14 protein-coding genes are annotated in these 14,039 nt (G+C 70.1%); 7 read left to right on the top strand and 7 right to left on the bottom strand.

Annotation, left to right across the window (positions count from 1 at the left end; all coding sequences use genetic code 11):
* Nucleotides 1-189 precede the first annotated feature (189 nt).
* A complete protein-coding gene (locus ACFY0P_RS04625; RefSeq protein ID WP_388907361.1) occupies nucleotides 190-453 on the top strand; it encodes a hypothetical protein in 264 nt (87 codons plus the stop codon).
* Between the two features lie 387 nt (nucleotides 454-840).
* On the opposite strand, the gene ACFY0P_RS04620 is transcribed toward ACFY0P_RS04625, so the two are convergent.
* The 3 genes from ACFY0P_RS04620 to ACFY0P_RS04610 all read right to left on the bottom strand — a co-directional run bounded on the left by ACFY0P_RS04620 (nucleotide 841) and on the right by ACFY0P_RS04610 (nucleotide 3,444).
* Nucleotides 841-1,275, bottom strand: a complete 435-nt coding sequence (locus ACFY0P_RS04620) for a VOC family protein (protein WP_388908801.1) — start codon at nucleotides 1,273-1,275, stop codon at nucleotides 841-843.
* Between the two features lie 423 nt (nucleotides 1,276-1,698).
* Nucleotides 1,699-2,703: a ketol-acid reductoisomerase gene (ilvC, locus tag ACFY0P_RS04615; protein WP_388907359.1), complete on the bottom strand. Its 1,005-nt coding sequence runs from the start codon at nucleotides 2,701-2,703 to the stop codon at nucleotides 1,699-1,701.
* A 117-nt stretch (nucleotides 2,704-2,820) separates the two neighbouring features.
* The gene (locus ACFY0P_RS04610; RefSeq protein ID WP_388907357.1) at nucleotides 2,821-3,444 is read right to left on the bottom strand and encodes a GNAT family N-acetyltransferase; all 624 of its coding nucleotides are present in this window, start codon (nucleotides 3,442-3,444) and stop codon (nucleotides 2,821-2,823) included.
* Nucleotides 3,445-3,680: 236 nt separating this feature from the next.
* Between ACFY0P_RS04610 and ACFY0P_RS04605 the strand changes: the two genes are divergently transcribed.
* Nucleotides 3,681-4,781: a phenazine antibiotic biosynthesis protein gene (locus tag ACFY0P_RS04605; RefSeq protein WP_388907355.1), complete on the top strand. Its 1,101-nt coding sequence runs from the start codon at nucleotides 3,681-3,683 to the stop codon at nucleotides 4,779-4,781.
* On the top strand, nucleotides 4,781-6,175 hold the full coding sequence (locus tag ACFY0P_RS04600; RefSeq protein ID WP_388907353.1) for an aldehyde dehydrogenase family protein: 1,395 nt from the start codon (nucleotides 4,781-4,783) through the stop codon (nucleotides 6,173-6,175). The genes ACFY0P_RS04605 and ACFY0P_RS04600 overlap by 1 nt, the downstream gene beginning before the upstream one ends.
* A gap of 172 nt (nucleotides 6,176-6,347) precedes the next feature.
* Here the strand turns inward: ACFY0P_RS04600 and ACFY0P_RS04595 are convergent, their stop codons facing one another.
* Both ACFY0P_RS04595 and ACFY0P_RS04590 read right to left on the bottom strand, forming a co-directional pair.
* Nucleotides 6,348-6,968 (bottom strand): DUF5134 domain-containing protein, encoded by a 621-nt coding sequence (locus ACFY0P_RS04595; RefSeq protein WP_388907351.1) that lies wholly within the window; start codon nucleotides 6,966-6,968, stop codon nucleotides 6,348-6,350.
* 17 nt (nucleotides 6,969-6,985) lie between these two features.
* Nucleotides 6,986-7,438, bottom strand: coding sequence for a cupin domain-containing protein (locus tag ACFY0P_RS04590; protein WP_388907349.1), 453 nt, complete (start codon nucleotides 7,436-7,438; stop codon nucleotides 6,986-6,988).
* Nucleotides 7,439-7,740: 302 nt separating this feature from the next.
* On the opposite strand from ACFY0P_RS04590, the gene ACFY0P_RS04585 reads away from it, so the two are divergent.
* Nucleotides 7,741-8,637 (top strand): RNA polymerase sigma-70 factor, encoded by an 897-nt coding sequence (locus tag ACFY0P_RS04585; protein ID WP_388907347.1) that lies wholly within the window; start codon nucleotides 7,741-7,743, stop codon nucleotides 8,635-8,637.
* A gap of 70 nt (nucleotides 8,638-8,707) precedes the next feature.
* Here ACFY0P_RS04585 and fdxA read toward each other — a convergent pair whose 3' ends face one another.
* On the bottom strand, nucleotides 8,708-9,091 hold the full coding sequence (gene fdxA, locus ACFY0P_RS04580; protein WP_388907346.1) for a ferredoxin: 384 nt from the start codon (nucleotides 9,089-9,091) through the stop codon (nucleotides 8,708-8,710).
* Nucleotides 9,092-9,284: 193 nt separating this feature from the next.
* On the opposite strand from fdxA, the gene ACFY0P_RS04575 reads away from it, so the two are divergent.
* The 3 genes from ACFY0P_RS04575 to ACFY0P_RS04565 all read left to right on the top strand — a co-directional run bounded on the left by ACFY0P_RS04575 (nucleotide 9,285) and on the right by ACFY0P_RS04565 (nucleotide 13,133).
* Nucleotides 9,285-11,015 carry an L-aspartate oxidase gene (locus ACFY0P_RS04575; protein WP_388907344.1) on the top strand — a complete coding sequence of 577 codons (1,731 nt, stop codon included), beginning with the start codon at nucleotides 9,285-9,287 and terminating at the stop codon, nucleotides 11,013-11,015.
* 118 nt (nucleotides 11,016-11,133) lie between these two features.
* Nucleotides 11,134-11,880: an SDR family oxidoreductase gene (locus ACFY0P_RS04570; protein WP_388907342.1), complete on the top strand. Its 747-nt coding sequence runs from the start codon at nucleotides 11,134-11,136 to the stop codon at nucleotides 11,878-11,880.
* Between the two features lie 245 nt (nucleotides 11,881-12,125).
* Nucleotides 12,126-13,133: a sigma-70 family RNA polymerase sigma factor gene (locus ACFY0P_RS04565; protein WP_388907340.1), complete on the top strand. Its 1,008-nt coding sequence runs from the start codon at nucleotides 12,126-12,128 to the stop codon at nucleotides 13,131-13,133.
* Here ACFY0P_RS04565 and ACFY0P_RS04560 read toward each other — a convergent pair.
* Nucleotides 13,094-13,582: a hypothetical protein gene (locus ACFY0P_RS04560; protein ID WP_388907338.1), complete on the bottom strand. Its 489-nt coding sequence runs from the start codon at nucleotides 13,580-13,582 to the stop codon at nucleotides 13,094-13,096. The two genes, ACFY0P_RS04565 and ACFY0P_RS04560, sit on opposite strands and share 40 nt — an antisense overlap.
* Between the last annotated feature and the right edge of the window lie 457 nt (nucleotides 13,583-14,039).

The raw sequence follows: 14,039 nt of genomic DNA, 5'->3' as shown, positions 1-14,039 counted from the left end.
CGTCTCTGTGACACCAAGATCTCCATCCACGAGCCGCGCCACAGCAGTCGAGGGGGACAGCTGCCACAGGCCGATTCGCTGTCACGAACCGGGGCGCTGTCCAGTCAATGAAGAAAGGGCGGAACTCCTCGCGGAGCCCCACCCACCTTTGCCGCCATCGCCGCCGGCAGAGAACGGAGATGAGACCTCATGTTCAGCACACCCAGAGACTCAGACTCCCGCATCTGGTTGGTCGGGCTGCCGTGCCGGTCGGACGACTCCCGGATCGTCTGGCTGTACTACGTCGTCCGCGAGGCGCCGGACAGCGCGGAAGCCCTGTGCGCAGCGGTGCGCCGGGCACGCAGCGCCTCCGAGCGCGACGCCCGCGGCCAGGGGCTCGTGGAACCCGATCGCGCCGAGGTGCGGCGAATACGACACCACATCCTGGGCGACTTCGCCCTGGAAGCCTGCTGAACCCAGGACCTGTCAGCCGCGGCCACGCCCCGGGCCACCCGCCCTGTGGGTACGACGCCTCCGGCTGTCACAAGCGCGCCCCGTGTCCGGTCAGTACGGGGATTGGTGTCCGACACGATCCGAGGAGGACCAGGAAGATGTCCCAAGGTGTTGATCTTCAGGCGGACCCCGCCAGGGTTGCGGCGTCGCTCACGGCCGAGGCGACGGCTCTCGAGGGGCGACTGCGCCAGCTCCGTGAGGCCGTTCACGTCGTGAACACACGTATCGCGTCGATCGCCGAGTCCCTCCAGACCCTGCGCGGCACCGCGACGACACACGGCGCAGGTGAGCGTCGCTCCGGATCCCCGGAGGACGCCCTCCCTCGCGACTGAACACTGCAGGAGCCTCTCAGGCCCGCGCCGGTACCTCCTGAAGCACCCATTCGTTGCCGTCCGGGTCGCTGAACTCGGCGTAGGAGTGATAGTCACGACGCTGCGGGTCGGGTCCCTCGACCCGCTTCTCATCGGTGCTGCGGTGGAACACACCGCTCGTGTCATGGAAGATTCCGCCGGTCACCACGCCCCTCGCGGCGAGTTCCCGGCAGGCCCGCTCGATGTCGGAGACGACGAGGTGCAGGCCCCGCACCGAGCCTGGGGCGGCCGTGGTGACTCCGGTCCCGAACAGGATCGAGCACGCCGATCCCGGGGGCGTCATGTGCACCACGCGATAGGAGGCGTCGATGGCATGGTCGGCATCCAGTCGGAACCCGACGGCCTCGTAGAACGACTTCGCCCGGTCGACGTCCGAGACGGGCAGTACCAGGACGGCCAGCTTGAGCTGCATGACGTCGGCGCTCTCGCCGGCGGGCAGGTTGCCCGCATCGGCTGACGCGCCCTCCCCGCCAGCGCGGGTGTCGGCCTGCCCGGTGTCCTCCACCTCCTCGATCTCCACCCTGTACCGGTGGATCCCGGTCCGCAGGCCGTTGGCCGCGACGGTCCAGCCTTCCACCACGCGCCAGATCCCGTCGGTGCCTTGCAGGTACGTGCCGTCCGGCGCGGCGGCAGCTTGCAATTCGGCATCCAGTGCGGGCTGCCGTTCCGGCGGCACGTGGAGTTCCAGGACGAAGCGGCGCAGCGACCGTGTGCCGTGCGCGGCTTCCGCCGCGGGCAGTGGTACGGCGGCTATCTCGCGGAGACCGCCGAGCAGGGTGACATGCAGTGTCGTCATGAGACCGTCACCGGTTCCCTTCCGTGCAGGCCGGCACGATCACGCGTGCTCCTCGTCGTTGACCCAACTCATCAGCTTGCGTAGCTCCTTGCCGGTGCTTTCCAGCAGCAGTTCGGAGTCCTGCCGCTTGTACTCGGCGTACTTCTTCAGACCGCCGTGGTACTCGGCCATCCAGTTCCCGGCGAATGAGCCGTCCTGGATCTCGGCGAGAACCTTCTTCATCTCGGCCTTGGTGGCGTCGGTGATGATCCGCGGGCCGGTGACGTAGTCGCCCCACTCGGCGGTCTCGGAGATCGACCAGCGCATCTTCTCCAGTCCGCCCTCGTACATGAGGTCGACGATGAGCTTCAGCTCGTGCAGGCACTCGAAGTAGGCGATCTCCGGCTGGTAGCCCGCCTCGGTCAGCGTCTCGAAGCCCGCCTTCACCAGGGCTGACACGCCACCGGCAAGCACGGCCTGCTCACCGAACAGGTCGGTCTCGGTCTCCTCGGTGAAGGTCGTCCTGATGACACCCGCACGGGTGCCACCGATGCCCTTGGCGTACGACAGGGCCAGCGGGAAGGCGCTTCCTGTGGCGTCCTGCTCGACCGCCACCAGACACGGAACGCCGCGGCCCTCCTCGTACTGGCGACGCACCAGGTGGCCCGGGCCCTTGGGGGCGACCATGCATACGTCCACGTTCGCCGGCGGCTCGATGAAGCCGAAGCGGATGTTGAAACCATGCCCGAAGAACAGTGCGTCGCCGTCCTTCAGGTTCGGGGCGATGTGCTGCTGGTAGATCTCGCCCTGGAGCGGGTCCGGGACGAGGATCATGATCACGTCGGCCTCGGCAGCGGCTTCCGTCACCTTTACCACGCGCAGGCCCTGCTCCTCGGCCTTCGCCCAGGACTTGGAACCCTCGTGGAGCCCCACGCGCACGTCCACGCCCGAGTCACGCAGCGACAGCGCGTGGGCATGACCCTGGCTCCCGTAACCGATGACCGCGACCTTGCGGCCCTGGATGATGGACAGGTCGGCGTCGGTGTCATAGAACAGCTCGGCCATGGCAATCCCCTCGCTCGTAGCCGCCCGCATCGAACCGCGGGGAGAAACACCCGCCGTCGAGCGACAGCCGAAACACTATCTCATTCAATGGTGTCACACGTATTGCGCTGTGCGGGTTCAGCAAGTAGGCCACGCATCCTCGAAGGAGCGGCGGAGGACGCGCGGAACTCCAGCTCCGGGGGCCGACGGGCGTGCCGACGACCCCGACACACGGTGCTTTCCAGCGCCGCGTTGCCACCACCCACCTCGCGTTGACGAGCAGGCGAGGGCGAGGCTGATGTCCTGCGTCCGGGCCCGGACCGTCGTCGCACTGCCCGTCTCCAGGACCGTGCGCAGCGGAACGCCGGTGCGGTGCAGCACGGTCGCCATGCGGGCGTCGTCGGGGTGGATGACGCCGTAGACCTCGGGTACGCCCAACGCGACGGCGGACCGGCCGAGTTCTTCCAGGAGCCGGGTGCCCAGCCCCCTGTTCTGCCAGGCGTCCTCCACCAGCAGCGCTGCCTCGGCATCACCGTCGTCCGACAGCAGATGCCCTATCGCGACGAGCCGCTCTCGCGAGTCCTGCACCGCCAGGTGCACCGAGTGGGGCCGGGACAGCAACGGCCCCAGGTAGGAGTCGGGGTCGCCCATGGCCCGGTGGTAGCGGTGCCACCGGGTGGCGGTGGAGCACCGGCGGTGCAGAGCGGCCACACGGGGCTCGTCGTCCTGGTCGACGCGTACGATCCGCAGTCCCTGTCGCATGTCCCTCTCCCTCGCCCTCGGCACACCGCCGGTCGGCGTTGGCCCAGTCATCAGACCGGGGGACACGGGCCGTTGTGACGTGTGCCGGTGCCAGGGGCGCTGCCGCTCTTTCGCGGACTGTCACATCCGCCTGCACTCCTCGGTCTTCTCTGCGAGAGCGGGTCGGGCCCGCGGGACCGCCCGGGACGCGCGGCTCTCACGCGTCCGCCCTCAGCGACTTCGAGAAAGGCGGTTCCATGCCGATCGGCTCATTCACCGTTCTGGACGCCGGACCCTTCGACGGGGTGGACCCCGACGACTACGTCAGGGCGGCCATGCAGTGGCACTTCGCTCCCGAGACGGGGTCCCGGTACTGGCTGGAACGGGTCGACCGGCTCGGTTTCGACCCCCGCCACGACGTCAAAGGCGTGGCGGACCTGGCGCTCTTTCCCGACCTGACCGACGAGCTGCGCGATGTGCAGGTGTCCGATCTCGTCCCCCGCGGCTACGGTCCGCAGGCCCGACCACTGCACGTGTTCGAGAGCGGCGGCACGACCGGGGCACCCAAGCGGGTCGTGCAGATGGACGACTGGGCGCGGCACGGCAGCGAGCAGGTGACCCGCCGGCTCCGGGACCACGCACTGCCGGTCGGCGCGCTGTGGCTGACCGTGGCGCCGACCGGCCCGCACCTCGTGGGCGATGTGCTGCAACGGGCTGCGGCAAGTCTCGGCAGCCCCGGGCTGGGGGTCGACATGGATCCCCGCTGGGTCAAGAAGCTCGTCGCCGCGGGCCGTCGCGACGAGGTCGACGCCTACACCGACCATCTCGTGGACCAGTGCCGGCGCATCCTGCTCGGCCAGGACATCGGTGTCATAGCCGCCACCACCCCGATGCTGGAGCGCCTCGCCCGGGACAGCGACCTCGTGGAGGTCATCAACGGCAAAGCCCAGGCGATCATCTGGGGTGGCACCCACATGGATCCCGACACCCGGGACCTGTTGCGGACCGAGGTGTTTCCCGACGTGCCACTGATCGGCATGTACGGCAACACCATGATGCTCACCGCGCTTTTGGAGCGGGTCGGTCTCACGGCTTCGGAGCCGTGTGTGTTCGACCCCGTCTCGCCGTACGTCTTCCTGAGCATCGTGGATCCCGGCACCGGGCAACAGGTGGCGGAGGGCGAGCGGGGCCAGGTGGTGGTGAGCCACGTCAGCAAGTCCATGCTGATCCCCAACAACAGGGAGCGGGACACCGCGTTGCGGGTCCGCCCGGCTGACGGCCACGCCGGGGACGCCGTCGCCGACGTCGCGCCGGTTCCCGCGCTCGAGGGTGAGACGGTCATCGAGGGAGTCTACTGATGGCCCCCGTACCGACCACCGAGCCGCTGCACCTCGACGCCCTGGGCCCGCGGGGCACCTACCGCACACGCGTGCCGAGCACAGTGACCGACGTGGCCGGTGCACCGATCGCGCGGCTGAGTCTGGTTCCCCCGCTGTACGTGGCTCGGGCGATCGACGCCCTGCGCCAAGCACCGCCGATCGCCGCGGCCGGCATGGAGACCGTGTTCGTCACCGCCGGGGAGGCCTTCGCCGCGGGCACCGTGGGGGGCTTGAGCGTCCGGGAATACGAACGTCACGTCAGCCGGACCTCGGGCACACCGCTCGCCGTGGTGCGCGCCGCGACCCGGGGCACGGCGCACTTCGTTCGACACGCCGCCTCCTCCGCCGACCGTGGAAGGCCGCGCGGCGCCGCCCGCGACCTCAGCGACCCCGTCCTGCATGAGACGCACACGGTGTGGGCGCGTCAAGGCGACGTGTTCGCCGTCAACGCGTCCGGCAACCATCCCGGCGTACACCGTGTCTGGCTGGAGGCACTGGCGCTGGGTTACCGCGTCGCCGTGCGCCCGTCCCGGCGCGAGCCCTTTACCCCCTACCGGCTCGTCGCGGCACTGCGGCAGGCGGGAATCCGGGACGACCAGCTCATGCTGCTGCCCACCGACCACGCGACCGCCGACACGCTCGTCCACGGCGCGGACCGGGCCGTGGTCTACGGCGGCGACGACGTGGTGACCAAGTACGCGCACGACGCGAGGATCCTGCCGCAGGGGCCGGGACGGTCGAAGATCCTCGTCACCGCGGACACCGACTGGCGTGACCATCTGGACGCCCTCGTCGCGTCCGTCGCCGGCGAGAGCGGCACCGCGTGCGTCAACGCCACCGCCATCCTCGTCGAGGGTGACCCGGCCCCGCTCGCCGAAGCCCTCGCGGCACGTCTGGCCGTCCTGCCCAGCCTTCCCCCGCAAGACGAGAGGGCCCGTCTGCCGGTGTGTCCGAAGGAGCGGGCGCGAGCCCTCAGCGTGTATCTGAAAACGGTGGCGGCCGGGACGCACGCCTGGCTCGGCAGCGACGGGATCGCCGACGGCCTCGGAGACGGGAGCGCCGTGCTGCGCCCCGCCGTGCACCAGACCGCGAGCGCCCGCGCCCCTCAACTGCGCACCGAACTGCCCTTCCCCTGCGTGTGGATCGCCCCCTGGACCCGCGCGGACGGCATGGCGCCGCTGCGCAACACGCTGGTGCTGTCGGCACTGACCCGGGACCGGGACCTGTGGGATGCCCTGGTCGCGGAACCCAGCATCGCCAACGTGTACTTCGGCGATCAGCCGACCCACTGGATGTCGCCGGGCGTCCCCCACGACAGCTATCTCTCCGACTTCCTGATGCGGAGCAAGGCGGTCTACGAGGGCCCTTCCTGAACGGCGCTCGCCTCCTTCGGCGCGGGCCTGCCGTGGGCGGCGCCCGCCCCTCGGTAGGGCGACGACCGTCGCTCCGACCGTCCGGCGCGGTGGTCCGCGGTCACTCAGCGCATGACCGCGGGCCACCGCGCCTTCACCGTGCCCGGTGCGCGCCCGTTGTCCTTCCCCGCGCTCAGTGGGGCAGGACCAGCATCACGGCCGTCCCGAGCGCCATCGCCCCTTCACCCACGTGCCGTGACGGCGTCGCCGCCGCGGCACGGCGCGCCGCGCTCACGGCCGAGCGCAGCGCGGGCATGGGGCGGGTCAGCGACCACAGCGCATACGCCAGCAGACAGGACGCCAGCATCAGCGTGATCACGGAGCCGCCGGGGGGAACACCAGCGCCCGGAGCGCCGGGCCCGGTGGAGTGCGCAGCCAACCCGAGGTGTGCGTGCGCCGGTCCGGTCCCGGTGTGCGGCACGCGCAGCATCCAGGCCATCGCGGCCATACCGGCCGCGTGCGGCAGCCGGTGGGTCATCGCCGCCCTCCTCGCGGCCTCCCGGCGGCCGACAGGCAGGAGAAACCACACCGCGCCGGCGGTGAAGACACCGCCGGCGACGGCAGCGGGCCCCGCGCGGAGGTCGATCCAGGGCATCGCCGCCATGGACACGGCCATGGCGGCGGCCAGCAGCCGGTCCACCCGGACACCGAACCCGGTACCGGGGGACCCGACGCCCCGCGCCAGCCCATGCAGGAGCACCGCCGCAAACAGCAGCGTCAGCAGGCAGTGCACCAGGACGACGGGCGTGCCCATTCCGGCTCCGTGCCCGGTCAGGCGGTGGGGCGCGGTGCCCGCAGGTGGGCGCGCTCCGCCAGTTCCTTCTCGTCGACCAGTTCCAGCATGGGCTTGCCCGGAGCACACATCATGGTCACCACGAACCGGGTCCGCGCGTCGGAAAGCGCGTTGCCGTCCTGGTAGTGGATGGCGTCTCCGCCGGGCTCCCAGAAGGTGCCGCCCGCCTCCACCACGCGCTCGGGCTCGCCCTCGAGCTCGAAACGGACCGCGCCCTCGACGACGTAGCCGAAGGCGGGGCCGGAGTGCCGGTGCGGGGGCGTGCCCGGGTCGCCCGGCTCCCACTCGACGAGAATGGTCATCGCCGACGCCCCCTCCGGGACGGTGATCGGTGCGGCGTCCTGGAGTACCTTCGCCGCCGTCATCCAGCCGGCGGCCTCCTGGTCGCCGTGCCCGTGGTGGCCGTGGGCGGAGTGGTCGTGTGCTGTCATGTTGTCCGACACTGTGTTGCACCTTCCGTAGGCGTGAACATCGTTCGTCACTGGTGACCGGGGACCGGGCGCATGTGTGACAACCGGCCTCTCACACCGTCCTCTCACCTGTCGATCGCGGCCTTCCGAAGCACGGGGCGGGCAGTGTTCCGGGAGGGCAAACCTGGCGGATCGGGCGCGACGATTGCCACCGTGTGACCGGGGATCGTGAAGGAGATAGCGTGAGCAGATGCGGCCCGCAGCGCGTACGCTCCCCCCCCTCGCGCGTAGCATGTAGGGCGCAAAGCCAGAAGGGACGACCCATGCGCGCCGGCGCCCACCCCGACACGTTCGACCGCGGTCTCGACGACTTCCTCTCGGCCAGACCCCGGTTGTTCGGCATCGCGTACCGCATCCTCGGCAGTGCCGTCGAAGCCGAGGACGTCGTCCAGGACGCCTGGCTGCGATGGCAGAACACCGACCGCGCGCAGATCCACGAACCAGCCGCCTTCCTGACCACGGTCACCACCCGGCTCGCGATCAACCTGGCCCAGTCCGCGCGGGTACGCCGGGAGTCCTACGTCGGGCCCTGGCTCCCCGAGCCGGTCGACACCACCCAGGACCCGCACCTGGGGGCGGAACGCGCCGAGGCGGTCGAGCTGGCGGTGCTGTTGCTGATGGAGAAGCTCAACCCGATCGAACGCGCCGCCTACGTGCTGCGGGAGGCGTTCGACTACCCCTACCAGCGGGTCGCCGACATCCTGGAGACCAACGACGCGAACGCTCGGCAGCTGGTCAGCCGGGCGCGCAAGCACCTGGGCGCCGAGCGCAAGGAGCGCGTCAGCCCCGCGGCCCACCGGCGTCTGCTCGAAGGCTTCCTTTCCGCCGCGCGCACGGGAGATCTCTCCACCCTGGAGAACCTGCTGACCTCGGACGTCGTCAGCTATTCGGACGGCGGCGGCATCCGCGGCGCGTCCAGGATCCCCGTCATCGGCCGCGATCACGTCTCGCGATACCTGGCTGCCTTCGCCCCGCGGTTCTGGCCGGATGCCGAGACCCGGTTCGTCGAGGCCAACGGCCGGCCCGCCGTGCTCGTCGCACGGGACAACGCCCCGGTGGCCCTGTTGTGCGTGGACGCGTCCGAGGCCGGCATCGAGCGCATCATGTGGGTGATGAACCCGGTCAAGCTGAACCCCTACGTCCTGTCCCTGGGGGCCTGACCCGCACCCCTGCACGCCGTCCCTGGGTGCCTGACCCGCCGGTCCGCCGCACGCCCCGGGCCCGGGCGCTTCACGACGGGAACCACAGGTCGGCGTCGACGGTCTCCTCCTTCCGGGCGGCGAATCCGGACAGGTCGTTCTTGACCGCATGCTGCGGGGGCAGGGCCGCGACCACCGGAAGGTCGGCCCGTTCCGACCGCCCGGTGCCTTCCCCCGGCCCGTCGCGGAAGTACTCGGCGTTCACGGACCCGTACTGCGCCCACTGTGCCGGCAGGTCGTCCTCGCGGAAGACGGCCTCGACCGGGCAGACCGGCTCGCAGGCGTGGCAGTCGGCGCACTCCCAGGGATTGATGTACAGCGTCCGCTCGCCCTCGTAGATGCAGTCGACCGGGCACTCGATCACACACGCCCGGTCCTTGACGTCGACGCACGGCTCCGCGATGACGTAGGTCATCGTCCCCACCTCCTCTTCGCCGGCCGGCGGTTGCGGACCGCACGGCCTTCGTGCGCCCGGTCGGTGTGCGGTATGACCGGCCCGGCCGCCGGGGTGTGACACGGACAGGCGGGCCTGGGCCAGGGCGGCGGTGTCACAAACCGTCACTCCACCTGGTCATAGCAGGTGACCACCCCGAGCGATGGGAGCAATCGTGGTTGCCACCGAACAACGTCTTTCCACCACAGTGCTGGTGATCGGCACCGGCGGAGCGGGCCTGCGCGCGGCCATCGAGCTGGCCGAGGCCGGCGTCGATGTCCTCGCAGTCGGCAAGCGCCCCAAGGAGGACACCCACACCTCTCTCGCCGCCGGCGGGATCAATGCGGCCCTGGCCACGATGGACCCCGAGGACACCTGGCAGCAGCACGCCGCCGACACCCTCAAGGAGAGCTACCTCCTCGGCGACCCCCGCACCGCCGAGATCGTCACCCGGGGAGCCGCCCTCGGCATCGACGACCTGGAGCGCTATGGCATGGCCTTCGCCCGGGAGGAGGACGGCCGGATCTCCCAGCGCTTCTTCGGCGCCCACAAGTTCCGCCGCACCGCCTTCGCGGGCGACTACACGGGCCTGGAGATCCAGCGCACGCTCATCCGGCGCGCGAACCAGCTGGACATACCGGTGCTCGACAACGTCTACATCACCCGTCTCCTGGTCCACGACGGCGCCGTCTTCGGCGCCTACGGCTTCGGCCTTGCCGACGGCAGGCGCTACCTCGTGCACGCGGACGCCGTCATCCTCGCGGCCGGCGGCCACACCCGGATCTGGCGGCGCACCTCCTCACGGCGCGACGAGAACACCGGCGACTCCTTCCGGCTGGCCGCGGAGGCCGGAGCCCGGCTGCGCGACCCGGAACTCGTCCAGTTCCACCCCTCCGGCATCATCGAGCCGGAGAACGCGGCCGGGACCCTGGTGAGCGAGGCAGCCCGCGGCGAGGGCGGCATCCTGCGCAACGCGCTCGGCGAGCGGTACATGAACCGCTACGACCCCGTACGCATGGAGCTGTCCACACGCGACCGGGTCGCCCTCGCCTCCTACACCGAGATCAAGGAGGGCCGCGGCACGCCCAACGGCGGGGTGTGGCTCGACGTCTCCCACCTCCCCCGGCAGACCATCATGAACCGGCTTCCCCGCGTCTACCAGACACTGCTGGACTTGCAGATGCTGGACATCACCCGGGATCCCATCGAGGTCGCGCCCACCGCGCACTACTCGATGGGCGGTGTGTGGGTGCGCCCCGAGGACCACAGCACGGACGTGCGGGGCCTGTACGCCATCGGTGAGGCCTCCAGTGGACTGCACGGCGCCAACCGGCTCGGCGGCAACAGCCTGATCGAGCTGCTGGTGTACGGCCGCATCACCGGACAGGCGGCCGCCGCCTACTCGGAGTCCCTGACCGCGCAGCCGCGCTCGGCCGCCGCGGTGGCCCAGGCGCGTGCGGAGGTCGACGACCTGCTCGCCGCGGACGGACCTGAGAACGTGCGTGCCCTGCAGCGCGCGATCCGCAACACCATGACCGAGCACGCGGGCGTGGTCCGTGACGAGGAGGGGCTGCGCACCGGGCTGGCGGAGCTGGACGCCATCGAGAAGCGCATGGAGAACGTCGGCGTCCATCCGGACATCGCGGGCTTCCAGGACCTCGCCCACGCCTTCGACCTCAAGTCCTCGGCCCTGGCGGCGAGGGCCACACTGGAAGCGGCGCTGGAGCGGCGCGAGACGCGCGGGTGCCACAACCGCAGCGACTACCCCGACATGGATCCCGCGCTGCGGGTGAACCTCGTCTGGTCTCCGACCGACGGCATCACCCGCGAGCCCATCAGCCCTGTCCCCGACGAGATCGCGGCCCTGATGGAGGACGTCTCGGCGGACGGAAAGCTCGTCGAATAGGAACCGCCCCGGCCGGGATGGTATTTACGGAATTTCACGAAAGGCGTCACAGCGCCGACCAATTCCCGGTCATACCTCGTGCAGGCAGCAGATGAGAAAAAGTGAAAGGAACGTCCCCATGAAGGTCGTAGTGATCGGCGGCACCGGACTGATCGGTTCGAAGGTCGTGAGCAAGCTCAACGAACACGGCCACGAGGCGGTGGCGGCCGCCCCGAACACCGGCGTCAACACGCTGACTGGCGAGGGCCTGGCCGAGGTGCTGGAGGGCGCGGCCGTCGTGATCGACGTCTCCAACTCGCCCTCCTTCGCGGACGACGCCGTCATGGAGTTCTTCCGTACCTCCACCACCAACCTCCTCAAGGCTGAGGCGAACGCCGGTGTCACCCACCACGTCGCCCTGTCGGTGGTGGGTACGGAACGGCTCCAGGAGAGCGGCTACTTCCGTGCCAAGCAGGCGCAGGAGGAACTGATCAAGGCCTCCGGGATCCCGTGGTCGATCGTGCATGCCACGCAGTTCTTCGAGTTCATGAAGGGCATCGCCGAGTCGGCGACCGAGGGTGACACCGTCAAGCTGGCCCCGGTGAAGATCCAGCCCGTCTATTCGGACGACGTCGCCGCCACTGTGGGCCGCACCGCCGTGGGCACGCCGGTCAACGGTGTGGTCGAGGTGGCCGGTCCCGACACCTTCCAGCTGGACGAGCTGATCCGCAACGGCCTGGCCGCCAAGAACGATGCGCGTACGGTCGTCGCCGACGTGCACGCCCCGTACTTCGGCGCCGAGTTGCAGGAGACCACGCTGCTTCCCGGCCCGGACGCCCGCATCGGCGAGACCCGTTTCGTCGACTGGCTCGCCCATCAGCAGTAGGCGCGTCTTCCTGGGCCTGTCGTGCCACGACCCGTGGCACGACAGGCCCATTTTTTGTACGGCGCCGTAGACCAGCCGGCGCGTACGGCCGATTCCGCATCCACGCCGCTGAAAAGTGCTCCAAAAAGCACTGTCACAGCATCCTTGGTCCCTCGGTCGTTGAGGGCGAACGATCGCCGGGTCTGTGAGCGCCTCGTGGCCGCATTCCGACAACCCGGGCCCCGGAGGAATGGAGTCAGAGGGACATGTATCCAGAGGCACCTCCCGCGGACAGGAACCTCACCGAGGCCGTCACCGCCTTCGTGGAACTGCGGCCACGGCTCTTCGGTATCGCCTACCGCGTCCTGGGCAGCGCGACGGAGGCCGAGGACGTCGTGCAGGAGGCGTGGCTGCGCTGGCAGCGGACCGACCGTTCGGCGGTGGTCAGCCCTGCGGCGTTCCTGTCGACCACGACGACTCGGCTGGCCATCAACGTGGCGCAGTCCGCCCGCGTGCGCCGCGAGACCTACATCGGGCCCTGGTTGCCCGAGCCCATCGACACCAGCATCGACCCGGTGGCCGGCGCTGAACGCGCCGAGGCCCTGGAGCTCGCCCTGCTCCTCGTCCTGCAGAAGCTCACACCCGTCGAACGGGCCGCCTACGTGCTGAGGGAGGCGTTCGAGTACGGCTACTCGGAGATCGCGGAGATACTTCGCCTCACCCCGGTCAACGCCAGGAAGATCGTGAGCAGGGCGCGCAAGCACCTCAAGGACGACGAGCGGGACAGTGTCGACGTCCAGGAACACCGCAGGCTGCTCGATGCTTTCGTCGCGGCCGCCCAGGAAGGGGACGTTGCCTCGCTGGAAGCGCTCCTGACGCCCGACGCGGTCAGTCTGTCCGACGGCAACGGGCTGCGCGGCGCGGCCCGCGTACCCGTGGTCGGTCGTGCCCGGGTGGCGAACCTGTCGACCGCCTCGTCACGCTTCTGGGCGACGGTCGAGGTCGCACCCGTGCAGGCCAACGGGCGCGCCGGGGTTCTGCTGTACCGGGACGGCCGGCCCGCCACCTTCATGACCGTCGCCGCCACACGGCGGGGGATCCACCGGGTTCTGTGGGTGTTCACCTCCGACAAGATCGCCGCCTTCCTCGGATCCCGCGCCCACGGCGCGCCCCTGCCCTCGCGTCCCGTGGACGCCGTGGCGCGTGAGCTCACCCGGGAAGGGAACGGTTCCAGCTACGCAGCTTGTCGGGGGTTGAGAACAGCCCAGACCTGAACGACCAGCGAGTCCGCGATGTCGAGAGTCAGCACCGCGGCGACCTGGTCGTCGCACCGGGCGACGAGGCCGGTGCGCCCGTTGACCGATCCGGTGCACAGCGTCACACGCCGCTGTTCGGCCAGCAGGACCAACAGGCTGCGGGCGACCTGCTCGTCGCCGCGGACGGGCCGGGTCAGCGCCCGGATCTTGCCGCCGCTGTCGAAGAAGGCCGTCGCATCGGGGGCCAGCAGCGACCGCAGTCGGGGGCCGTCCTGATCGCTGCACGCCTGCCGCACGGCAACAGTGATCTCATCCTCGCGACGCGCCGACACGGGCCGCGCACGCCGCGCACCCACGCTCGACAGGGCCCGCTCGACCGGTTCCACGTCTTCGTCGCACAACGCCCGCAGGGCCTGGATCTCCCGTTCCTCCCCCCGGGCCAGGCCGACGCCGGTCGCATCAGACACGCCTCGTCCACGACCTGGGTGAGCCAGACGCGGGGGGACGGCATCCGGACCCGCTCCGGATCGGTAAGGCGGTACCACCGCCGGTAGGCCTCGTCGACGACGCGTTCGGCCGCGACGCGGCTGCCGAGCGCGCGGCATGCGACGTCCAGCAGGTACCGCCGTTCGTCAAGCGACTCGGCGAGCGGTACCGCGCCAACGACATGATCCATGGAGCGACCCCCACGCCGACGAGAATCCGGAGCCGCAGCCGCCGCGACGGCATGACTCAGACGTTACCCGCCCCCGTCCGTACCCCGCTGGTCGACCGGACTGATCAAGACAGAAGCTGCGGCATGATTTCACAACATACCGATGGTGTGCCACTTAGTGGTCCCCTCCGGAAATCCTTCGGGGGTTGACTCTGGAGCCGATCGTGGGCATGTCTGCCGTCAGGTGTTGAGGGTGGTGAGGTGGAATC

Origin of the sequence: Streptomyces sp. NPDC001714, from assembly GCF_042892755.1 — a bacterium.
Lineage (GTDB): Bacteria > Actinomycetota > Actinomycetes > Streptomycetales > Streptomycetaceae > Streptomyces.
This window is presented reverse-complemented; position numbering and strand designations above follow the sequence as displayed.